Genomic DNA, 23,454 nt, shown 5'->3' with positions numbered 1-23,454 from the left:
ACAATAAAGGCATCTTAAATATATAATATTTAACAATTTCATTGACTCCAATACGCAATCAGATTAACAATATGAGTACTGAAAAAGAAATAGGTTCACCTGAACTAACACCTTGATTTACTTATTATAAGCAGGGTCGTAACCCAATAAGTGATCGTTTTACTGATAAGTTCAGATAAAAATAAGAGTTAATCCAAGGAAAAGATTATGAAAAAATTGTCAAAAATCATGTGTGCTGTTGTAGCCGCTTCAGGCTTAGCAGCAGCTCCTTCTATTGCTGCAACGACTTACGTGGGTGCAAAAGTGGGCGTGGGCTGGCTAGACAGCGCATGCGTAAGCGGCGAAAAGTGTGATGATGATGCAATTGGTGCTGGCATCTACTCTGGTTACAATTTTAATGACAAGTTTGGTATTGAGCTAAGCTCAGACTTCCTTGGCGACTACAAGACAAGCTTTTCAAAGAACGGCACAACAGCTGCGTTCAGCGATCCACTGATCGCAATCTCTCTAACTCCAATGTACCGTCTACCAGTACAACAAGAATTTGACGTATTCTTCAAAGCAGGGCCTGCATACATTTCACACGGTGGCGAAGATGACGTTGTTCTTTCTGCTGGTATCGGTGTAGAGAAGCAGCTTTCTTCTGATTGGGCACTACGTGTTGAATACCAATACTTTGACGACTTCGACGACAACTTCGTTCAAGACCTAAACTCGAACCTACTGTCTGTTGGTGTTAGCTACAACTTCGGTACTGGTAACACAACTGCATCAGCGGCGGCAGCAGCAGCTTCTGCGGCAGCGGCAGCGGCAGTGACACAAGCACCATCAGAGCCAATCACAGAGCCTGCAGTTGTTGTCGAAGAGAAAAGTACTGTTGTAGTGACTAAAGCACAAACAGAGAGCTACTCTCAAGAAATGTTCGCAACTAACAGCACAGAACTGTCTACAGACGGTAAGATTGCACTACAACCTCTAGTTGAAATTCTTAAAGCTCACCCTCAATCGACTGTTGTTGTTGTTGGTCACACTGACTCAACAGGCGCTGCTGAATACAACATGATGATCTCTAAGAAACGTGCTGCTGCAGTTGCTGCACACATCGAAGAGCAAGGTATCGAAGCTGAGCGTATCACTGCTACAGGTGAAGGTGAAGATAACCCAGTTGCATCAAACGATACAGCTGAAGGTCGTGCTCAAAACCGTCGTGTTGACGCAACGATCCCTGGTTTCGAATACCAAGAAGAAGTAAAAGTTGAAGAAGTTATCGTAGAAACTGCTGAATAATAGCACTCTACCTTAGCCGAAATAGTAAGGGCGGAGCACTCAAAGTGCTCCGCCCTTTTCTTTATCTGTTTTTACTAATAAGCCGTAAGCCGTAAGCCGTAAGCCGAAAAGTACCGGCCCAAAGCCAAGCTGTACAATCAGAAAACTAAACGATTTCCCAGCTGTGAGTCATTTCTACGCCAGCACCTAACATTAGACATACTGAACAGTATTTTTCTAGCGAATCAGCACATACTTTAGCAACCAACTCAGGATCAAGGTTGTCACCAGACACTTCAAAGTGAATGTTAATGACGGTAAAGATTTTTGGTGCTGTTTCACGACGTGTCGTTTCAAGTTTTGCATTGCAGCCTGTGATGTTCTGGCCCGCAGATTTCAAACCATCGACGACATCAACAGAGCTACAACCACCAGCGGCCATAAGGACCATTTCCATAGGGCTTGGCGCGGTTGCACCACCACTGCCATCCATTACTACAGAGTGGCCAGATTGAGATTGACCTAGGAATTTAAAGCCTTCGACCCATTTAACTTCTGCTTGCATGTTGTTCCTTAGATGTACGATAACCGCCATCACTGTCTATTATTGGATATCAATACTGACACCCTACTACTGGCGGCATTTATGAGCAAGATTTTCTCGGCGACATATTTTTTTGTGAATGGTGCAATTTTTTCCATCTAAAACCTGTCTCTATTCGTACATTCAAAATCGAATGAGAAGAACGTCAAGATGAGGTATCTATGAATAAATTATCTAAAATATTGGTATCACTCGTGGTTGCGCTACCACTGATTTCGCTGTTTGTGAGCCAGACTGGCACTGCCAATACAATGGATAAAACGGCTAATTCAGGTAAAAGTGAAATCGCGACACTGGCTGGTGGTTGTTTTTGGTGTACGGAGTCCGATCTAGAGAAGCTAAAAGGTGTCACCGACGTTATCTCTGGATATTCTGGTGGCGAGTTAGAAAACCCAACCTATAAACAGGTCTCTTCAGGCAAGTCTGGTCACATAGAAGTGATCAACGTGACCTATAACCCTGATGTTGTTAGCTACGAGCAGGTTCTTGACCAATTCTTCCGACACATCGACCCAACCGATGACAAAGGATCATTCGTAGACAGAGGCCCTCAATATCGACCTGCTATCTTCTATCATAACCAAGAGCAAAAAGATGTCGCTCAAAACTTCATGATGGAAATCGACAAGGCTCAGATCTTTGGTGAACCACTTAAGACAGAACTGATTGAGTTTGAGAAGTTTTGGACAGCAGAAGATTATCACCAAGATTACTACAAGAAGAGCAAGGTTCGTTATAACTACTACCGCTACGCATCAGGTCGTGATCAGTACTTAGATAAAATCTTCGGGAACGATAGAAAGGACAACCCACAAACACTCCGTCAGATCATCGATGGTAAGAATGCGACAGCCAATGCTAAAACCTACGTTAAGCCATCTGATGCGGAGATCAAAGCCAAGCTAACTGCACTTCAATACGATGTAACGCAAGATGACGCGACAGAACGCCCGTTTGATAACAAATACTGGGATAACAAACAGGAAGGTATCTATGTCGACATCGTTACTGGTGAGCCGCTGTTCTCTTCAAAAGACAAATACAAATCAGGTACAGGTTGGCCGAGCTTCACACAGCCAATCAGTGAGGCTTATGTCGTAACCACTACTGACTACAAGTTGCTGTACCCAAGAACAGAGGTCCGCAGTAAATTTGGTGATTCTCACCTAGGTCACGTATTTAAAGATGGCCCTAAACCGACAGGTTTGCGTTATTGCATGAACTCAGCCGCAATGCGTTTTATCCCTGCGGATAAATTAGCAGAAGAAGGCTACGAAGAATACGTTGAGATGTTTGAGGGCTAATTAACGACTCAATCCCAACTCGTTCAGTTCATCAACAACATTCTATTCATAAACAACAAAGCCAGCATATCGCTGGCTTTCATTTCTCTAACGCACTAACAAAAAGGGTTACCCCTAGCCTGTTAGCATCATTAACCCGTTAACACAGTATCTTCTGGATACTTGAGTAAAGAAGGTTCTGGACGAGCTAACATATACGCAAGAGTCAAAGGCCCAATACGCCCGATGACCATCACAACAATCATGATGTATTTGCCTGGCTCCGTCAGGTTCGCAGTTAATCCGGCAGTTAACCCTACCGTTGCAAAAGCAGAGATCACCTCAAACATGACTCGATCAAACGCGGCTTTTTCAGTAAGCATCAACAAAAACATTGCGGTGGTTAATAGCGCCCCACTGACCACAATAATGGCCAATGACTTGGTTACTGCTTGCCATGTGACAGTGCGCTTAAACATCACTACATGCTTCTTCTGACGCAAGAACGTCCAAGTCGCTACGAATGCAACCGCAAAGGTTGATACCTTAATACCGCCACCTGTTGAGGTAGAGCCAGCACCAATCAGCATCAAGACAATCATCACCAATAAAGCAGGCTGTGTGTATTGAGATAAATCGACACTGTTAAAGCCTGCAGTACGAGCACTCGCCGATTGGAAAAATGCCGCAAGCCATTGTCCTTGTGTCGATAGCCCTTCCATGGTCGCGGAGTTGCTTCTCTCCAACAACCAGAACAATACCGTACCCACTAACAGTAGAGTCGGCGTTGCTGTCAGCATTATCTTGGTATGTAAATGTAGATGTCTGAACCCTTTACGCCAATTACTAGATAGGTCACCCACTACCGTGAAGCCTAAACCACCAAAAATGAACAGAGCCGCGAGCGTAAAAATCACTAATGGGTCGTCAACAAAGCTCATCATACTATCTGAAAACAGAGCAAAGCCTGCGTTATTGAAGGCTGATATCGCATGAAAAAGTGCGTAAAAGCTCCCTGTTGCCCATCCCATTTCAGGAACCCACCGGAAACAGAGCAACACAAAGCCGATAAATTCAGCGACTAACGCAAAAATGATGATCTTCTTGACCAGTTTTCGAAGGTTAATCTTACGATCTTGTCCCAATGCTTCTTTCGCTAATGCTTGTTGCTTCAGGCTTAACCGAACACCAAACATGTACAGAAGTACCGCTGATAAGGTCATCTGCCCTAACCCGCCCACTTGCATCAAAAACATCAGTAAGATTTTACCAGCCAGGGTGAAGTGCTCACCCGTATCAACAACACCCAAACCCGTCACACTGATCGCGGAAGTCGCGGTAAACAACGCATCCGTAAAGCTAAGCCCTGTAACAGAGAAAACAGGCATCGTCAGCAGTATGGCCGAAGGGATAAGAACCCCTAAGAAACTCGTCAGAATAATCTTAGGTTCGGAGCCTTTACGTGGCTTTTCGTCTCTCTTAAGCGTGTAGAAAGTACCTTTTCGTTTTAACGAATTCATACTAATACCTTATGACCCATTACCGGTTACCAATTACGTAGCTTTCTAGACAAGGTCTCTTTCGGCCCTGCAATGATCACAACATCACCGATTTCTAAACTCACATCCAACTCAGGTGCTTTGGTTAGGTTTGGACCACGCTTGAAGCCAAGAACTTCAACGCCAGTCTCTTTGCATAGCTTAAGTTCGCGAAGTTGTTTACCCAACAACTTGGCACCGATAACAATTTCGGTCATCGCTAAACCACTACCTAGGTCGATAAACTCAAGAACACGTCTATCCAACATCTTACGCGCAACACGAATACCCATATCGCGCTCTGGCATTATGATATGGTCAGCACCAATCTTAGAGAGGATCTTGCCGTGGAACTTATCGTTCGCCTTCACCCAGACAGCTTTTGCGCCTGACTCTTTAACCACCAAAGTGGTTAAAATGCTAGAGTTAACATCGGAGCCAATCGACACCATTACCATGTCATAATCGTCTAGCCTTAACTCTTTTACCGTTTCTTCGCTCGTACAGTTAGCAACAATCGCTTGTGAAACAAAAGCCGCGGCTTCTTTCACTCGCTCTTCATCAATATCGACGGCTAGCACCTGCGCCCCTGAACTTTGCAGCTCTTTGCATACAGATAACCCAAAACGCCCTAAACCGATAACTGCATATTGTTTGTCGCTCATTTGAAATCCTGTTGAGAAATTTTAATTACACGGGATAGCCAAACCTACATTAGTTTCTATCTCAAAAAAAGTTAGTTTTTCAATAATAAGGTTATACTAGTGTCATAATCGCTTGATTTATAAAGGTAGAGAACAACTCGAGTTTCTGCTAATTTCCAATTCATAATTTCTGCGGCAGCACACACAATGAATGAATTTTTAACCCAAGTACAAACCTACATTAACCAGAGCCATAGTGATTGGGCGAACAGTGTCCTATTCATCACTATTGCGAGTTTTCTTGCTTGGGTAGCTTGGCGAATTATCCACAATCGCTTAGAAATTCTGGTACAGAAAACCCCTTTCCACTGGGATGACCTGTTATTAGAAGCACTAAAAACCCCAGTCAGTACGTTACTTTGGTGTTGGCCAGCTACGGTCTCTATCGGGCTGATCCTTCAAGACCAGTTTGGCAATGAAATCAACTGGTTAAAAACACTAAAGCACATATTAATCATATGTACCTTCGTTTGGTTTACCTTACGAATGATTACCAACACTGAAGCATATGTCTTAGAGCAAAAAACCAGAGACGAAACCACAGTACAAGCTATCGCGAAAGTCGCTCGCTTGTTCTTTATGGTAATGGGTGGCCTGACGATCATGCAGGCATTTGGGCTCAGCCTATCAGGCTTGCTGACCTTTGGTGGTGTGGGTGGTTTGATTGTCGGTTTGGCGGCAAAAGATCTACTATCGAATTTCTTTGGCGGGATGATGATTTACTTCGACCGTCCTTTTAAAGTCGGCGATTGGATTCGCTCTCCCGATCGTCAAATCGAAGGTACTGTCGAACGTATTGGCTGGCGCATGACCATCATTCGCACCTTCGATAAACGCCCATTGTACGTGCCAAACTCGGTATTCAGTAACATTGTGGTGGAGAACCCGTCTCGAATGTTGAACCGCCGAATCAATGAAACCTTCGGGCTTCGTTACCAAGACGCGAGCAAGCTGGCTCTCATTGTGGATGACGTCAAAGCCATGCTTGAAACGCACCGAGATATCGATGCTAAGCAGACGCTCATCGTGAACTTCGATAAGTTTGGGCCATCAACGCTGAACTTCTTTATCTACACCTTCACCAAAACCGTCAACTGGGTGAGATACCATGAAGTTAAGCAAGATGTATTACTGCAGGTGCTAGCCATTATTCACAAGCACAATGCGGATATCGCCTTCCCAACACAAACACTCAAAATCGACCCGCAAGGTTTTAACGAAGCTCAAGACATAGTCATGTCCAATCCGGAAGTTCATCGATAAGTAAATTTCTTATCGATCAATAATAACGGTGAAGCGTGGTAACATGGCGCCAGTATTTTAAGGCACCCAATTACCACGATATGATTTTACCTGTCATTCTAGCTGGCGGCTCTGGTAGCCGCCTCTGGCCACTGTCTCGCGAGCTTTATCCTAAGCAATTTCTAAATATTGCTGGCGAACAATCGATGCTCCAGCAAACCCTTTTGCGTTTGCAAGGCCTTGAAGCGCACTTAAGTGATACCGAGTGTGCCGCTCCCTTCATTATCTGTAACGAAGAACACCGCTTTATTGCTGCAGAGCAAGCCCGATCGGCTAACATCGAACACAGTGGTATTCTGTTAGAGCCTGTAGGTCGAAACACAGCACCCGCCATCGCACTCGCAGCCTTACAGGCCTTAAGTCACTCGAACAGCAACCAACAGAACAAGTCAGATCCAATATTATTGGTACTGGCAGCCGATCATCACATCGCCAAAACGACCGAATTTCAGCAAACGGTAGCGAGAGGTGTCGAATACGCGAAACAAGGCAAACTCGTCACATTTGGTATTACTCCGAACGCACCCGAAACGGGCTATGGTTATATCAAGCAACGAGAGCCTCTCTCCCAAAGTGCTTATACGATTGAGTGTTTCGTTGAAAAGCCCGACCTAGCAACTGCAGAGCAGTACATTGATTCGGGACAATACCTATGGAACAGCGGTATGTTCATGTTTAGAGCATCACGCTACCTTGAAGAACTTGCTGAACATCGTCCAGAGATCTTAGCGGCCTGTAAACTCGCTCTCGCAAAGCAAAACACCGACCTCGACTTTATCCGTATTGACGCCGAAGCATTCAAAAGCAGCCCTAGCGACTCTATCGACTATGCAGTGATGGAAAAAACGTCACACGCTGCAGTAATTCCTATGGATGTTGGCTGGAATGATATTGGTTCATGGTCTGCAATCTGGGATGTCAGTGACAAGGATGAGCACAACAACGTGATTGAAGGCGATGTATTGACTGTCGATTCTCAGCACAACTATATCCATGCTGAAAATAAACTGGTTGCGACTGTGGGTGTCGAAAATCTGATTATTGTCGAAACTAAAGACGCTATATTGGTTGCGAACAAAGACAAAGTCCAGGGTGTGAAATCTATTGTTAGTCAGCTAAACCAAGCTGGTCGCACAGAACATGTTCATCACCGTGAGGTGTTTAGACCTTGGGGTAAATACGATGTGATCGACCTAGGCAAGCGCGATAAAGTTAAACGTATCACCGTAAAACCCGGTCACAAGCTCTCGCTACAAATGCATCACCATAGAGCGGAACACTGGGTTGTCGTCGCGGGCATCGCGAAGGTGACCAATGATGAGAAAACTTACCTAGTCGAAGAAGACCAATCTACCTACATTCCATTAGGGCATGTTCATAGCTTAGAAAACCCAGGTGATTCCCCATTGGAAATGATTGAAGTACAAACCGGCAGCCATTTGAGCGAAGACGACATCATCCGATATCAAGATAGCTATGGGCGAGACGTGAAATGCGAACAATCTGATTCACCTCAAAACAACAAATCGAACTAAAGCAGCGACAAATCAATGAAATCAACATTAGACCTGAGCTGCTTTAAGAATAACGATATCCGCGGCATCATTGGTGAACAAATCCATGAACATTTCGCCTTTCTGCTTGGAAAGGCATTTGGCGAACACGTACTTTGTGCTTCAGCTGAAACGTCACTCGATGGCTCCGCTCAGGTAGTGATTGGCCGTGATAACCGCGAAACGTCCCTTTCATTACAAAAAGCTATCACCAAAGGCTTAAACGAATCTGGAATAAGCGTAATAGAGCTTGGTATTACAGGTACTGAAGAGATTTACTTTGCAACTCGCCACCTACAAGCGATTGGCGGGATTCAAATTACTGCCAGCCACAACCCAATCAATTACAACGGAATGAAATTAGTAGGTATTGACGCTAGCCCTATCAGCAAAGACAACGGCTTAGATCAAATCAAACAACGCATTGAGATTTTGGCTCAAAAGCTCAACAGCGGTTTACCTATCAGTCGCGTACAAGCCTCTTATTCTTGTAAAACGGCCAGTGTTCTCGCTCCGTACGTCGAGCACCTACTCTCTTATATCACCCCATCAAGGCTGTCACCGTTGAAGATTGTGGTTAACGCAGGGAACGGTGTTGCTGGGCATGTCATTGACGCGTTAGAGAAGAAGTTTAACGAACTGAATGTTCCTATCTCTTTCATCAAAATTCATCACACTCCAGATGGAAAGTTCCCAAACGGTATTCCAAACCCCTTAATCAAAGACAACCAGATTGCTACACGAGATGCTGTGCTAACTCATTCCGCAGACCTTGGTATCGCATGGGATGGCGATTTCGACCGTTGCTTTTTCTTTGATGAACAAGGCAATTACATTGAGGGTTACTATATCGTTGGTCTGCTCACCGAAGCATTCTTACTGAAAGAGCCTAGCGCCACTTTGTTGCACGATATGCGTATGACATGGAATACGATTGAAGTTGCTAACAAGCTTGGTGGAAACGCTGTTGGCGTCAAAGCTGGACATGCTCTGATTAAAGAGAAGATGCGAGAACTGAATGCGGTGTACGGTGGAGAAATGAGTGCACATCACTACTTCCGTGATTTTGGGTATTGCGACTCGGGAATGATTCCTTGGCTGTTAGTGATTGAGTTGATTAGTAAGACTCAACAGTCTCTCCACCAACTCATCAGATCAAGCATGGGCAAATTCCCTTCTTCAGGAGAGATCAATCGCGAGGTAGTAAACCCTGAGCTAGTTATGGATCGAGTATTGTCATGCTACCAAGAAAATGCTTTAAACATCGATCATACCGATGGAATCAGTCTCAACATGGGCGAATGGCGTTTCAACTTGAGAAAGTCCAATACCGAACCATTAATACGCCTTAACGTAGAAACCAGACAAGATCGAACTTTGTTGTCACAAAAAGTGGAAGAGCTACTTCACCTAATCAAATAGGCTTATCTTGTCATTGTCTAGATAACCAAAAGCCGAAATAATTGCGGCTTTCTGATGTAAGCAAACGGTACTATTTGAGTTGTCTAGCGGTATAACTTTCGCTCGTCACGCCAGAGCCTTTGCGCTTTTTCATTGTAACTTTTACTGAACGTTTAGCATCAGCAACATCATAGCGAATCGCTTGGCCCAAGAACTTGTCGTTGCGCTTGAGTTCTCTGGCTTCTAACTTAATCGTTTTGTTACCGCGGTTCACATCGCAACGGTAATCCCAATCGTTATTGCCATCTTTCAAACTAAGTAGAATACGCTGATTGCTTTTTCCTGACGTTGCTTTAATACCACGAGGCTGCTTGTCAATCGCTAGAGCAAGGCCAGCTTTACATAGTTGCTCTGCGTTAAAGCCGGTTGCGGCTTGTACATTTGATATAGAAAACGTGTTTACTGCAATTAATACAACACTCGCCAATACTGCTTTCATTGATACGACTCTTCAGTTTATGGGACACTACACCATTTAACCATTCACTATACGATAAGTAAATAAATTTATAATATGACAACCCCTAAAGTGACACCCCCGCAAAAAAGCCCTTACTAGCAACGACTAATAAGGGCTTCGAATTTTCAGTAACTCAGTGGTCGATTGTAAGGAACAACCTATTTGTTGCGGCGAGCTTCAACAGCATCTGCCAGTTGACGAAGTACGGTTTCAGTATCTTCCCAACCAATACAAGCATCAGTAATCGACTGACCGTATGTTGCAGCTTTGCCGTCAACTAAGTCTTGGCGACCTTCAACTAAGTGAGATTCGATCATCACACCGAAGATAGCTTTATCACCACCAGAGATCTGTGCGCTTACGTCATCAGATACGTTCATTTGACGTTTAAACTGCTTAGAGCTGTTTGCGTGGCTGAAGTCAATCATCACCTTCTGTGGAAGACCTGAAGCTGCTAGCTCTTCTTTGATCTTACCAACGTGCTCTGCGCTGTAGTTTGGCTCTTTACCACCACGTAGGATGATATGACAATCAGGGTTACCTGCTGTCTCAACGATAGCTGAGTGGCCGTATTTAGTTACAGACAAGAAGTGGTGAGAAGCGCTAGCAGAACGAATTGCGTCTGTTGCGATCTTAATGTTCCCATCAGTACCATTCTTAAAGCCAACAGGACAAGACAGACCAGAAGCCAGTTCACGGTGAACTTGAGATTCAGTAGTACGTGCGCCGATTGCACCCCAGCTAATTAGGTCAGCAACGTATTGAGGTGTGATCATATCCAGGAATTCACTTGCTGTCGGCATGCCCATGTCTGTTAGATCAAGTAGTAGCTTACGTCCTAAACGAAGACCATCATTTAGCTTAAATGTGTCGTCCATGTACGGGTCATTGATCAGACCTTTCCAACCAACGGTTGTACGTGGCTTTTCAAAGTAAACGCGCATTACGATTTCAAGCTTATCGCCTAGTTCGTCGCGTAGCACTTTCAAACGCTTACCGTACTCAAGAGCAGCTTCAGTGTCATGAATAGAACATGGACCTACAATAACGAGTAAGCGATCATCGCTTTCTTCTAAAATATTGTGAATCGCTTTACGGCTTTCAAAGGTTGTAGAAGAAGCAATTTCTGTCGCTGGAAACTTTTCTAAAACAGCAACAGGTGGTAATAACTCTTTTACTTTGTTAATTCTTACATCATCAGTCTGGAACATTGCTTACTTCTTCCTATTTTCTATCCTTGAGCTGAATGTACGTTATCTCACGTAACTTTCCATCAGCACATATCTTCTTGTTCCCTGTAACTTAACTAGTAAAAACTCTAGTTTCAATCACTAATTTAAAAAAAACGCAATTTTTTTTGTGTTTTATATTTAAAACACCCCGTATAACATTATTTACACGTTATCGATTGCGCAATTTAAGGCAGGATAAGATTCTATGTTGTGCGAATTGTCCTATACCTCTAATCCAATGCGGAAACTGAAAACAAAAAAGCTCACGTGATTAGCGTGAGCTTTAATTTAATTACACTCTTTTCAATGGCTTGACGACACTATCAAGCCCTTCGATTTTCAAAGCAAGGCACAGCTTTAATAGGTCACCCAGTTCACCAGACGGAAATCCTTTTTTATCAAACCACAGCAAATATTCTTCAGGTAAATCGATCAATGTACGACCAGCGTATTTGCCAAAAGGCATCTGCATTCTGGCAAGTTTGATGAGGTTCTCTTTTTCTAGCATTACAGGCTCTTTCTATGCGTCATCGATGTTCTGTAGAGTATCACCTAAACGTTCAACCCAATAGTTGATTGCGTCTTTGGCATCATCTAGGGAATCAATCATGGTCGAAAAGTCTTTGTTCCCGGCTTCGCGGTCGATAGCTGCGAACAGTGGTGTACCATCTTGAGCATCACTCACTAAAAGCTCAACACTAGCGCTACCAACATTGGTGTGCTCACCTGTCGCTACTTTGGAGATGGTCGACATGGCAAGCCCAAAAGGTAAGACACTACTGGTAACTGCTAAGATAGGATTTGGCGTTTCAACATTACTTAACGCGATACTTAGTCGCAACGTCTTACCCGTGGGTTCGTCGACAATTGTTTTATGAGGCGATATTTTCTCTTCCAAGCGTGCAACCATGTGATCAGTCAGCTCTTGAATCTCTTCCTGATCGAGCGAACCTTCTTCTGCAAGCACAAAGATCTGGTCAATCACCACAGAATCATAATCGTCTAACTTAGATTTCAAACGTTGTGCATCACGCAGGCCGATTCTAGCCCAAACTAAGTCAACACCACCGTCAGGACCTGGCTGAAAATCTTCATAACTGGTGAATTTGGTTGCGGTTTTAATTGGACCGCCTGCACAACCAAACAAAAAATGCTGGTTGCAACAAGCAAGAGAAGTTTTAAAGGTTTCATAGCGCACTTACATTAAAAAGAAGAATCTAACTAAGTATGCCATACCCTATGTGGAAAGATTGTAGAAAAAGGGGTTAAAACTCAGAGCTAGCTCTAAAATTAGTCATGCTGCACAGTGTGAGCATACTCTACAATCACCTGATTTCCTTCGATATAAGCGTTTTGAATCTCGCCATCAACACTCATTCTACTTTTTAAATAAACCACTTTAGGCCCAGATTCATAGCCTTCTTTAAGTGAAGGAAACACATTTCTAGGTTCTAAATGAAGTAAACGGCAAAAGTGACTGATGAAAGACATGGTCAATGGCGTCTCCCCTCTTAACACTCGTGAGAAATCAAGCTGGTTCATTCCTAGCTTTTTTGAAAACTCCATCTGCGTAATTCGCATTCGCGATTTTTGTGACATCCACGTTTGATACAACGCATCTCTGTCTTGTTCTGTGAATTCCATACCGACTCCTTTATATAATTCATACCAATCAATTGTCCGTTTTTTCATACACGACATGTCAGGGCTCGGTTAGTGGAAACCAAAGGTTTGGTTTTGATATGAGTGCAATTGTTGTACAGAGCAGAACACAAAAACCCAAAAGCATTCACAAAAACAATTAGAGCAAATACTTTCTTTATTTATATCAATAATTTATACGTTAACTAACGAAACATATAGCAAGTTAATTTGTATTAAGAATTAAAAGTTCGAGATTAGCATTCCACATTTCAATCTATTGATTCGCATTTATAAAACTGGTTGGCTACATTCCGTTTGCTTAAACGCACTTCTGGCAAACTATTTGAAAGAATAGGACGCAAAGCCACCGGTCTGTCGACAAATATTCTGTCTATGATAGCGGAGCTGCCACTTAATAGGATTTAAGTGCACATGCATGCCGGAGTGTTCTCTTTTTTGTCGGCCAAATACAGTAAGGACAAATAATGAAACAACTCCCAAAAAAATCACTCATCGCGCTGTCGCTACTTAGCGTAAGCGGTGCAAGCTTCGGTCATGGTTATGTTTCGGCATACGATAATGGTGTCGCTGAGAGCCGTGTCGCCCTATGTAAGTTCCCTGCGAGTGACACACAACAGAAAAACACCGACTGTGGAGGTATCCAATACGAACCACAAAGTGTGGAAGGCCCTGAAGGTTTCCCTGAAGTCGGCCCTGTCGATGGAAAAATCGCTAGTGCGCAATCTTCTTTAGCGGCTGCGCTAGACGAACAAACCGCAGACCGCTGGGTTAAACGCCCTATCAAGTCTGGTTCTCAATACTTTGAGTGGACATTCACAGCGAACCACAAAACCCACGATTGGAAATACTACATCACACAACCTGACTGGAACCCAAACCAACCTTTGGCACGCAGTTCTTTTGATTTAACGCCATTCTGTGTTGTTGAAGGCAATATGGAACAGCCACCGATGCAAGTAAGCCACTTGTGTAACGTTCCAGAACGCGAAGGCTATCAAGTGATCCTTGCTGTATGGGATGTGGGTGACACTGCTGCAGCTTTCTACAACGTTATCGATGTAAAATTTGATGGCGACGGCCCTATCATTCCGGATTGGGATCAAGGCGGTCATATTAACCCAACTCAAGATCTGAACGTTGGTGATGCGGTTTACACTCGTGTCTTCGACCAATCTGGTGAAAACGCTTCATACAGCACTGAGCTAGTGATTGAAAGCAACGAACAAGGCAAAGCAAACAACTGGTCTTACGCACTTGCCTCTAAGATCAACCAAGAGCAGACGCAAATCAAAGCAGGTCAATTAAACGGCCAAGGCGATTTCGCTCCTGTATACGGTTCGAACCCTATTTACTTAAAATCAGGTTCAGGCTTTAACAGCGTAGAGATCGGTTACAAGATTGATACTCCAGAACCAGACCATGAGCTAGAAGTAACAGGTTTAGAGTCTGAGTACATTATTGATGAAAACCAGCCAACACAGCTTGATCTGACTCTTGCAGCAACAGGCGATATTCAAGCTGAATTGACTGTGTACAACCATCATCGTGAAGCGCTTGCCTCTCAAAAATCTGAATTGGTAGACGGACAAGTTGAAGATGTTCAACTGACTTTGTCTAAATCTGAAGCTGGCCACCACATGCTTGTGGTTGTGACGAAAGATGACCAAGGTAACTTAGTGGATCAGAACACGCTTGATTTCCATCTGATGGATGAGCAAACACCTCCACCAGCGGGCGATTACGATTTCGTATTCCCTGAAAGCATTGAGTCTTACACAGCCGGTACAACAGTACTAAGCAGCGATGGTAGCGTTTATCAGTGTAAAGAGTTCCCATACTCTGGCTACTGTGTTCAATGGGCACCAACAGCAACTCAGTACGAACCAGGTGTAGGTTCACACTGGCAAGATGCTTGGAACAAAGTGGACTAATTGATCACTAGAAACTGACTCTTAATAGATAAGAGTGAGTAATCAACCAAACAAAAACGGATGCCTAGCGCATCCGTTTTTTTACTCAGTGCCATCTGAAACGTCAGTTATCAAAGTACATAATGATCTGCCAACAAGGCCACAAACAAGAGCATCAAATGATAAATGGAGAACTTGAATGTCTTCATCGCCATGTTGGGCTCATCACGATATTTAAGAACCCACGCGTGATAAACAAACCCACCGTTTAGCACCAAAGACGCGCTCAGGTATATCCAACTGCTCATCCCAACTAATACTGGAAGCACACATACGATGCTTAACAACAGTGTATAAAGCAAAATTGAAGTCTTGGTGTAGGCTATCCCATGAGTAACAGGCAGCATCGGAATATCCACTTTGGCGTACTCGTCACGACGATGAATCGCAAGTGCCCAAAAGTGTGGAGGTGTCCAGATAAAAATGATCATCACCAACAACCATGCGCTTGAATGTAACTCATTAGTGACAGCTGTCCAGCCCAATAACGGAGGCATTGCTCCAGCTATTCCGGCTATCACAATGTTCTGCGGCGTCGCTCGCTTCAAGTACATGGTATAGATAACCGCATAGCTCAATAAGCTCGCAAAGGTTAGCCAAGCGGTCAGTGGGTTTACCAACATCACTAAGGTGACGAAGCCAAGCAAGCCAATGCCCGCGGCAAAACTGAACACTCGTACGCTACTGAGCTCCCCTGATGGTAAAGGACGTCGATTAGTTCGAGACATCTGCCCGTCGATCTTCTTGTCGATCAAATGATTAAATGCAGCTGCCGAACCGGCCATTAACCCTATCCCGATCATTCCGAACAACGCTTGCTGCAAAGGTAATCCATTGGGCACGGCCAAACACATTCCGACTAATGCCGTTAGCAACATCAAAGCAACCACTTTAGGCTTGGTCAGTGTTAAATAAACCTTCCAAGCAGCTTTGTTTTTTGCAGCCATTTCATTACTTGAAACTGGGGCTTGAACCGCCACTTCATGCTGTGTTGAAACTCTACTGACCATGATTACCTCCTTGTAATACACTGTTCTTCACCAAGCTCTCACTCGGTTTGCGCTGCCACACGACAAAGTTGGTTACAACCATACTGATAAGTAGCATCGCCGCGACTAGATTATGTAAAACCGCGACTGAGATTGGCAGGTGAAACCACACATTGCTGATTCCAAGGCTGATTTGAGTAACCAACACTATTGCGACAATCAAGCTCAGCTTTTGGTGTGGTGTTTGACCAAACTTCCACAACTGATACACGACCATTAGCACCGTCAACGTTGCCACAATAGCGCCAAACCTGTGCATGACATGTATTGTGAGCCTTGCGGGATACTCCAATACACCGAACTCATAGTTATCATGGCCGTGCTGTGCAAAGTCGAACGCGTTTTTAAAGTCTAGGTAGCTAGTCCAGTTCCCCTCACAAATTGGTAACTGGGTGCACACCAACGCGGCATAGTTTGATGAGGTCCACCCGCCAAGCAATATCTGCCCTACCACAATCACTAACCCCAACGAGGCCCAGAATTTAAGCTGAGGCGCATAAGAGGTTTCGCCAAATCGAGTTTGAAAATTAGAGAGACGACAGTAGAGTAGACACAGTAGAGACAACAGAGTAAAACCACCCATCAAGTGCGCCATCACCACGACAGGCATCAGCTTGAGTGTCACAGTCCACATGCCTAATAAAGCCTGAAAAATCACGGTTGCCGATATAAGTAACGGTAGTCCATCAGAGGTGATGTTCTTCTTAATACACCAAGCAACCACAACAAAGATAAGAAGCCCTAATGAACCCGCGAAGTAGCGATGTATCATCTCTATCCATGCTTTATCTGCTTCAAGAGCGCGTTCAGGAAATTGGAGATTGGCTTGATTCACTGATTGTGCATCAGAAGGAACGGTGACTTTCCCATAACACCCAGGCCAATCAGGGCAACCAAGACCAGCATCAGACAAACGAGTATAAGCACCGAGCACAATCACGGTAAGCGTCAGTAAGATAGTCACTCGCATCACGAGCATGAGTAAATCAGGGGCTTTGTTCTGCATCGTTTATCTCCCTATATTTATTCCCTGTCCCTAATAGAGTTCAATCGCTACGGTCAAACACGAATGCTCTATCAGCTACCCAACGCGCGAAAGTTTAAGAAGCTTTCTGAGATCATGAATCATGCCTTTAGATTGCCCGACTAACTGCGACGGTTCTGAAACACTTTTGTATTCCATAACGAGTTGCCCAAGAGGATCAATGATAACAATGGAAGCCGGCGCGAACTTGGTGCTCAACTGATCTCCACCCGATAGAAACAACAAATCAGGTTTATTAAATGCTCCTGGTAGCGCATCCCCTTCAGAGACAAAAACCACCGCTGTCACTCGTTCCTTATTTTTCCCTAACGCTAAATAGCTTTGATTCAAGTAATGTAGCTGTTGTTCACACAAGCTATCGCATTCTGTTGGCGCAATGTAACCCACCAACCATCCTTCTCCTTCCACCGGAGCCGTCAATCCAAAATCCTGTAACGTCACTCTTGGCTCAACCAACTCCCCCGTGTTTGTCACACCAGATGTGTACCAATTTTGCTCCAACACGGTTTTAGCGATAATGGCAGGTAAGGCGAAGATCAGAATCAGTCCGACTAATACAAGGCGACCACGCGAGCGACGCTGTTTAAACGCAGCCAAGTTAGCATCGGTACTTTCCTTGTTCATTTGTACTTGAGACTTATCCATTTTGATTCCCTGTATTAAGCGCTGCCGTTCGCTATCTGTATTTATGTCATTCCGAGTATTTACTTCTTATTAATGTGACTATGTTTCTTTAAGTGTCGGTAGCCAATCAATAACATCAGCGAGAGCAGTACCACGGCCATAACGAACCATTGAAATGAGTAACCAAAGTGCTTCTCAGACTTCATCGCCGTAGGGCGCCATAACATTTCATAAGGCCATAAATCTAAACTCTGAGGTTGAAAGATAAACGGCAATACCTCTTGGCCTGTGTATTGTGATAACGCCTCTATATTGATGTTTTGAATTCTTGCTGGTGTTGTCTTTTCTAACCCAAGCTCCTGACTTAACGGATTAACTGAACGTGTGTACAAACGCCCAGACATCTTGGTTGGTAACGTGATGTGTCCAATTTGTGGAAGCTCTCTTCTATCATTACTCGCAGCAACGAACCCAAGATCGATCAACAGTTGTTTTCTTCCACCTTGTGTTAGAACCTCACCCAGCATGTAAATCACATACCCAACGGTTCCTTGGTTGATTTGATTGTCTAACAAGAACACCAAACCACTTGTTTTCACTAATTGAACGTCAGCTTTTAAACCATTTAAGGTTGAAGGATTCAATGACGGCTGAGTTCGAATGCTTTTATCTCGCCATTCAGATATCACTACATCTAGAGGCCTAGAGGACTGCGTTGCTCTCTGCGATAACTGTTGCTCGTAGCGTAATTTCTCGTTACCTCTGTCTAACTGCCATAAACCCAACTTGATTAAAATGCCGACTGAAACCAAAGTTAAAACAACCGCAACCCAAAAACCTTTACTGCGCAACGTTCGTTCATCATGATTCAAACCGTTTGGAGTTATCACTATGGCGTCATCCACCTTTATCTTGTTATTCAAAGTTGTATTAGTTGCTCTACTGTTTTTCATCGCCTTCAACTTAATGAAAGGCCTCATCCAAATCGCTTCTGGCAACCACAATGGCAAAAGGTTGAGTCACTTCCTAGGGCGTCGAGTCATGTGGTCAGCCGTTGTCGTGCTAATGTTGTTACTGGCTTTAGGAACCGGAGTTATCACACCTAACCCTCGCCCTTATTAAGCCCTATAAGCCCGACAGCTAATGCGGTCTGTGTCGTTAGAGGACATAGACGAACACAAACAGCCCTAACCAAACCACATCAACAAAGTGCCAGTACCAACTGCCGGCTTGGAACGCAAAGTGGTCTTTTGGCGTAAAATGGTCTTTCGCAACCCTTGCCAGTAACACAATCAAAAAGATCGTCCCCAAGCAGACATGCAAACCATGGAAACCGGTCAATAAGAAGAAGGTGTTGCCATAGATACCCGATTGAAGGGTCAGCCCCATCTCTTGATAAGCGTGAACGTACTCTTCGACTTGGAAAAACAAGAAAAAAGCAGCCAGAACAATCGTAATTTCTAACCAAACGATTAATGCCATGCGCTTGTTTTGTTCAAGGCTTAGGTGCGCCATGTGCAGCGTTACGGATGAAAGCAGTAAGATAATGGTGTTCTTGAGTGGAATACCTTGCCAAGGCATCGCTTGCGTCGTCACACCATCAGGTGTCGTGGTCAGCGGCCACATCGATTGAAACATCGGCCACAGCACTTCATGAGTCATTTCATTGTTGCCCGCCCCGCCAATCCAAGGGACAGATATCATGCGAGCATAGAAAAGCGCACCAAAGAAAGCACCAAAAAACATGATTTCAGAGAAGATAAACCAGCTCATGCCTTGCCTAAAAGAGCGAGATATTTGCTCGGAGTAAACACCACTCAATGATTCTGTGATCACGTTACTAAACCAACCCGCGAGCATATACAGAAGAACAGCAAAACCGACTAACAGCACGGCTTTGCCGAACACGCCACCAGCAGCATCAGTCCCCATGTTTTGCACGGTTAACCCTGCTCCGACCGCAACAAGAAATAGAGCAACGGCACCAACGAGCGGCCAATGGCTTTGATGTGGAACGAAATACACTTCCTTTTTAGAACTCATCGCTCAACTCCTTTTGTTGATTCTGGTTCTGTAATTTCCTAATTACTCGCGAGTACGTTTGGCTCAGGTTCGTTTACTCTCCCAACCACCTCACTCGTGATATTGAATAACGTATAAGAGAGCGTCAGCGTGTGTATCGACTGTGGAATATCTGGCTCAATGTAAAATATCAAACCCATTTCCGCGCTCTTGAACCCATCAAGTGGCTGCTGATTAAAGCAAAAGCATTCCATCTTGTTGAAGTAGGTCGCTCCCATTCCCGGAGACACCGATGGCACAGCTTGACCAGTCAATGAACTCGCAGATAGATTCTTCGCGATGTAATTGGTTTGCACCACCTCGCCAGGATGAACTTCCAATACACGCACTTCTGGCGAAAACGTCCATGGCATATCTGGCTTAATATGAGACATGAACTCCACCCGAATCGTCCGAGAGTAATCAGGTTGCATCCCCTGAGGTTGAACCGCAGAAACCGTATTGGTTTTGCCGTTGATTCCCAAAGCCTCGCACATCACATCGTAGAGCGGGACCAAAGCGAAACCGAAACCAAACATCGCCACCACACTCAATACCAAGTAGCCCGTCAGCTTTTTAGTTGATCGCTTCTTGGTTGACCGCTTGGGTTGTATTTCATCTTGATTTGGATTGTTTTGCTTATCACTCATAGCTCACCCCCTAATCGATCTTAGGTGGATGAGTAAAGGTGTGATGAGGTGCTGGACTTGGTACCGTCCACTCCAGCCCTTCAGCTCGTTCCCATGGCTTACTCGATGCTGGCTCACCGCCTTTCACACACTTGATGACGAGCCACAAGAAGATGAGTTGCGATAAACCAAAGGCGAAGCCACCTATCGACACCACTTGGTTAACATCAGCGAACTGAATAGCGTAGTCTGGAATACGACGTGGCATGCCCGCCAAACCTAAAAAGTGCATAGGGAAGAAAAGCACATTGACTGATATGACAGATGTCCAGAAATGCCACAAACTGAGCTTGTGGTCGTACATGTGCCCAGTCCACTTAGGCAGCCAGTAATAGGCCGCAGCCATTATCGAGAACACCGCACCAGTCACCAGAACATAGTGAAAATGAGCCACCACAAAATAGGTGTCATGATATTGGAAATCAGCAGGAACAATGGCGAGCATCAATCCAGACAAGCCACCTATCGTGAACAGAACGATAAAGGCGATGGTGAATAGCATCGGGGTTTCGAAGGTCAATGCACCTCGCCACATGGTTGCGACCCAGTTAAAGACTTTCACTCCCGTCGGCACCGCTATCAACATGGTGCAATACATGAAGAACAATTCAGCAAATACAGGCATCCCCGTAGTGAACATATGGTGTGCCCAAACTAGGAAGGACAAGATGGCGATACTACAGGTCGCGTACACCATCGAATGGTAACCAAACAAGCGCTTGCCACTAAAGGCTGGGATGATGGCAGAGACGATACCAAACGACGGTAGAATCATGATGTACACTTCGGGGTGTCCAAAGAACCAAAATATGTGTTGGAACATGACGGGATCACCACCACCTGCCGCATCAAAGAAGCTTGTTCCAAAGTATTTATCGGTCAATACCATGGTCACCGCTCCGGCGAGAACCGGCATCACGGCTATCAGCAAGAAAGCGGTAATCAACCAAGTCCACACGAACATAGGCAGTTTGAACCAAGTCATACCCGGTGCTCGCATGTTCACGATGGTCACAATGACGTTGATCGCCCCCATGATCGAACTGATCCCCATAATATGGACAGAGAACACAAACAGTGCCGTGCTATCAGGACCGTAAGTCGTTGAGAGCGGCGCGTAGAATGTCCAACCAAAACTCGGGCCGCCTCCCTCAGTAAACAGAGAACCAATTAAGATTAAGAAAGCAAAGGGCAGAATCCAGAAACTGAGGTTGTTCATTCGTGGCAGCGCCATATCGGGAGCCCCGATCATCATCGGGATCATCCAGTTGGCGAGCCCCGTGAATGCAGGCATTACCGCACCGAACACCATGATCAAGCCGTGCACTGTGGTCATTTGGTTAAAGAAGTCTGGTTCAACAAGCTGCAAACCCGGTTGAAACAACTCAGCACGGATCACCATTGCCATCGCACCACCGGTTAAGAACATAGCGAAACTGAACCACAGATATAATGTACCGATGTCTTTGTGATTGGTTGAATACAGCCAACGCGCCCACCCTTTTGGAGCGGCGTGAGAGTCGTGATCATCCAGAGGTAGGTCATTGCTATCCAATGTACCTTCCACAGAATGGCTCAAGGCCTGATCTTCTGCAGGCGCCGATTTCACCGGCTTATCAATTGGTGAACTCATAGCTGCTCCTTAGCATCACTTTGTGCTTCATCCGTTGAGCCCTGTTCGTCGGGTGCTTGGGCTCCGCCCTCTTGTTTAACTTTGTAAGCGTTAATATCTGAAGCCTGAACAATATCGCCCGTGTCATTACCCCAAGCGTTTCTTTGGTAAGTGACGACCGCTGCGATCTCTTTCTCGGTTAACTGGTTATCGAAGGCTTGCATCGCCGTGCCTCCACGCCCATAAACAATGGTATCGATATGCACATCCACATTCCCAAGAGCAACCGGGCTACCTTTAATCGCTGGGAATGCACCGGGAATACCTTCACCGTTTGCTTGGTGACAAACCGCGCATCGAGTTTTGTAAACCTCTTCACCAATAGTATTCAATTCATCTAAAGAAAGTGACGCATCTAATGCATCTTGAGCCGCTTGCTGTGCGGCAATCGTTAACTCTTTCTGTTCTGCTAACCATGCATCAAACTCATCTTCTTCCATGGCATGTACTACGATCGGCATAAAGCCATGCGCTCGGCCACACAGTTCAGCACACTGGCCACGATACACTCCGGGCTCATCGATTTTTGTCCAAGCTTCGTTAATGAAGCCCGGAATGGTATCTTTTTTAACGGCAAAGGCCGGAACCCACCAAGAGTGAATCACATCGTCAGAGGTCATCAAGAAGCGAACTTTTCTATCAATAGGAAGGACGAGTGGCTTATCAACCTCTAGTAGGTAATGCGCGCCTTTCACTTCGATGCCTTCGATTTCTTTGTCACTGGTCGCCAGCAAGCTGAAGAACTCAACATCTTCGCCAAAATAGCTGTAATGCCATTTCCATTGTGAGCCAGTAATTTTAACGGTGAGTTCAGATTGAGAAGTGTCTTCCATCGCTATCAAGGTTTTGGTCGCGGGTATCGCCATTGCGATGAGGATAATAATAGGAATGATGGTCCAGAGGATTTCGACTTTGGTGCTTTCGTGAAAATGAGCCGCCACCGCGCCCTTCGACTTTCTGTGCCTCAGAATCGAATAGAACATCACCCCAAAAACGACGAAGGCGATTGCACAGCAGATGTAGAAGATAAGCATATGAAGTTCATAAACCTCACCGCTGATCTCAGTCACGCCTCTTGTCATGTTGTACTCACTACTTGCATGCACTAAAGGCGACACTAAAACCACAACAAAACTCTTCAAAAGCCACGCTAGCCTAACCAGTAATCTTTTCAAAAGATCTCTCCTTATCCTTCCTAATTGGATACTTGCGACCTAAATGTCGTTACGAGCCATATTTCGTTGTGAGCTAAGTTTCATTACAAGCTACATGTCAT

At 44.8% G+C, this 23,454-nt stretch carries 22 protein-coding genes, 1 pseudogene and 1 riboswitch; of the genes and pseudogenes, 7 read left to right on the top strand and 16 right to left on the bottom strand.

The genetic code is table 11. The features are described 5' to 3' along the window. The first annotated feature begins 207 nt into the window (after positions 1-207). On the top strand, positions 208-1,287 hold the full coding sequence (locus tag L0992_23740; GenBank protein XGB69389.1) for an OmpA family protein: 1,080 nt from the start codon (positions 208-210) through the stop codon (positions 1,285-1,287). 145 nt (positions 1,288-1,432) lie between these two features. Here L0992_23740 and L0992_23735 read toward each other — a convergent pair whose 3' ends face one another. Next, positions 1,433-1,831, bottom strand: coding sequence for an OsmC family protein (locus L0992_23735; protein ID XGB69388.1), 399 nt, complete (start codon positions 1,829-1,831; stop codon positions 1,433-1,435). A gap of 200 nt (positions 1,832-2,031) precedes the next feature. On the opposite strand from L0992_23735, the gene msrB reads away from it, so the two are divergent. After that, positions 2,032-3,174 (top strand): peptide-methionine (R)-S-oxide reductase MsrB, encoded by a 1,143-nt coding sequence (gene msrB / locus L0992_23730; protein ID XGB69387.1) that lies wholly within the window; start codon positions 2,032-2,034, stop codon positions 3,172-3,174. 131 nt (positions 3,175-3,305) lie between these two features. Here the strand turns inward: msrB and L0992_23725 are convergent, their stop codons facing one another. Next, positions 3,306-4,673, bottom strand: a complete 1,368-nt coding sequence (locus L0992_23725; GenBank protein ID XGB69386.1) for a TrkH family potassium uptake protein — start codon at positions 4,671-4,673, stop codon at positions 3,306-3,308. Positions 4,674-4,699: 26 nt separating this feature from the next. Further along, on the bottom strand, positions 4,700-5,356 hold the full coding sequence (locus L0992_23720) for a TrkA family potassium uptake protein (protein ID XGB69385.1): 657 nt from the start codon (positions 5,354-5,356) through the stop codon (positions 4,700-4,702). 186 nt (positions 5,357-5,542) lie between these two features. On the opposite strand from L0992_23720, the gene L0992_23715 reads away from it, so the two are divergent. The 3 genes from L0992_23715 (at position 5,543) to L0992_23705 (ending at position 9,672) form a co-directional block, all read left to right on the top strand. Further along, on the top strand, positions 5,543-6,658 hold the full coding sequence (locus L0992_23715) for a mechanosensitive ion channel family protein (GenBank protein XGB69384.1): 1,116 nt from the start codon (positions 5,543-5,545) through the stop codon (positions 6,656-6,658). An 80-nt stretch (positions 6,659-6,738) separates the two neighbouring features. After that, entirely contained in the window at positions 6,739-8,232 is a 1,494-nt protein-coding gene (locus L0992_23710) for a mannose-1-phosphate guanylyltransferase/mannose-6-phosphate isomerase (protein ID XGB70422.1), read from the top strand. A 15-nt stretch (positions 8,233-8,247) separates the two neighbouring features. Next, positions 8,248-9,672, top strand: coding sequence for a phosphomannomutase CpsG (locus L0992_23705; protein ID XGB69383.1), 1,425 nt, complete (start codon positions 8,248-8,250; stop codon positions 9,670-9,672). Positions 9,673-9,742: 70 nt separating this feature from the next. On the opposite strand, the gene L0992_23700 is transcribed toward L0992_23705, so the two are convergent. From L0992_23700 to L0992_23680, 5 genes and pseudogenes are all read right to left on the bottom strand, one after another. Beyond that, entirely contained in the window at positions 9,743-10,150 is a 408-nt protein-coding gene (locus L0992_23700; protein XGB69382.1) for a hypothetical protein, read from the bottom strand. A gap of 179 nt (positions 10,151-10,329) precedes the next feature. Beyond that, positions 10,330-11,382 carry a 3-deoxy-7-phosphoheptulonate synthase AroG gene (gene aroG / locus L0992_23695; protein XGB69381.1) on the bottom strand — a complete coding sequence of 351 codons (1,053 nt, stop codon included), beginning with the start codon at positions 11,380-11,382 and terminating at the stop codon, positions 10,330-10,332. Positions 11,383-11,695: 313 nt separating this feature from the next. Next, a complete protein-coding gene (locus L0992_23690) occupies positions 11,696-11,911 on the bottom strand; it encodes a DUF3820 family protein (protein ID XGB69380.1) in 216 nt (71 codons plus the stop codon). Positions 11,912-11,923: 12 nt separating this feature from the next. After that, positions 11,924-12,594: pseudogene (locus L0992_23685) on the bottom strand (DUF3313 domain-containing protein). Between the two features lie 99 nt (positions 12,595-12,693). Beyond that, a complete protein-coding gene (locus L0992_23680) occupies positions 12,694-13,047 on the bottom strand; it encodes an XRE family transcriptional regulator (protein XGB69379.1) in 354 nt (117 codons plus the stop codon). 323 nt (positions 13,048-13,370) lie between these two features. Then, a riboswitch (cyclic di-GMP riboswitch) is annotated at positions 13,371-13,460 on the top strand. Between the two features lie 72 nt (positions 13,461-13,532). Between L0992_23680 and gbpA the strand changes: the two genes are divergently transcribed. Then, positions 13,533-14,999, top strand: a complete 1,467-nt coding sequence (gene gbpA, locus L0992_23675) for an N-acetylglucosamine-binding protein GbpA (protein ID XGB69378.1) — start codon at positions 13,533-13,535, stop codon at positions 14,997-14,999. Positions 15,000-15,109: 110 nt separating this feature from the next. On the opposite strand, the gene cyoE is transcribed toward gbpA, so the two are convergent. The 4 genes from cyoE to L0992_23655 all read right to left on the bottom strand — a co-directional run bounded on the left by cyoE (position 15,110) and on the right by L0992_23655 (position 18,736). After that, on the bottom strand, positions 15,110-16,048 hold the full coding sequence (cyoE, locus tag L0992_23670; protein XGB69377.1) for a heme o synthase: 939 nt from the start codon (positions 16,046-16,048) through the stop codon (positions 15,110-15,112). Continuing rightward, on the bottom strand, positions 16,038-17,093 hold the full coding sequence (locus tag L0992_23665; protein XGB69376.1) for a COX15/CtaA family protein: 1,056 nt from the start codon (positions 17,091-17,093) through the stop codon (positions 16,038-16,040). The genes cyoE and L0992_23665 overlap by 11 nt, the downstream gene beginning before the upstream one ends. Before the next feature lie 75 nt (positions 17,094-17,168). Next, positions 17,169-17,777 carry a hypothetical protein gene (locus tag L0992_23660; GenBank protein XGB69375.1) on the bottom strand — a complete coding sequence of 203 codons (609 nt, stop codon included), beginning with the start codon at positions 17,775-17,777 and terminating at the stop codon, positions 17,169-17,171. A 59-nt stretch (positions 17,778-17,836) separates the two neighbouring features. After that, positions 17,837-18,736, bottom strand: coding sequence for an SURF1 family protein (locus L0992_23655; GenBank protein XGB69374.1), 900 nt, complete (start codon positions 18,734-18,736; stop codon positions 17,837-17,839). Here L0992_23655 and L0992_23650 point away from each other — a divergent pair. After that, complete coding sequence (locus tag L0992_23650) at positions 18,648-18,878, top strand: DUF2909 domain-containing protein (protein ID XGB69373.1); 231 nt, start codon at positions 18,648-18,650, stop codon at positions 18,876-18,878. The genes L0992_23655 and L0992_23650 overlap by 89 nt on opposite strands. A 36-nt stretch (positions 18,879-18,914) precedes the next feature. On the opposite strand, the gene L0992_23645 is transcribed toward L0992_23650, so the two are convergent. Genes L0992_23645 through coxB form a run of 4 tightly spaced genes read right to left on the bottom strand, consistent with a single transcriptional unit; the run spans position 18,915 to position 23,353 of the window. Next, complete coding sequence (locus tag L0992_23645) at positions 18,915-19,799, bottom strand: cytochrome c oxidase subunit 3 (GenBank protein ID XGB69372.1); 885 nt, start codon at positions 19,797-19,799, stop codon at positions 18,915-18,917. 38 nt (positions 19,800-19,837) lie between these two features. Continuing rightward, on the bottom strand, positions 19,838-20,467 hold the full coding sequence (locus tag L0992_23640; GenBank protein XGB69371.1) for a cytochrome c oxidase assembly protein: 630 nt from the start codon (positions 20,465-20,467) through the stop codon (positions 19,838-19,840). Positions 20,468-20,477: 10 nt separating this feature from the next. Beyond that, complete coding sequence (ctaD, locus tag L0992_23635) at positions 20,478-22,139, bottom strand: cytochrome c oxidase subunit I (protein ID XGB69370.1); 1,662 nt, start codon at positions 22,137-22,139, stop codon at positions 20,478-20,480. Next, entirely contained in the window at positions 22,136-23,353 is a 1,218-nt protein-coding gene (coxB, locus tag L0992_23630; GenBank protein XGB69369.1) for a cytochrome c oxidase subunit II, read from the bottom strand. Before coxB ends, ctaD begins: the two co-directional genes overlap by 4 nt. Positions 23,354-23,454 lie beyond the last annotated feature (101 nt).

The sequence above is a fragment of the Vibrio pomeroyi genome (assembly GCA_041879425.1).
Classification (GTDB): Bacteria; Pseudomonadota; Gammaproteobacteria; order Enterobacterales; family Vibrionaceae; genus Vibrio; species Vibrio pomeroyi_A.
This window is presented reverse-complemented; position numbering and strand designations above follow the sequence as displayed.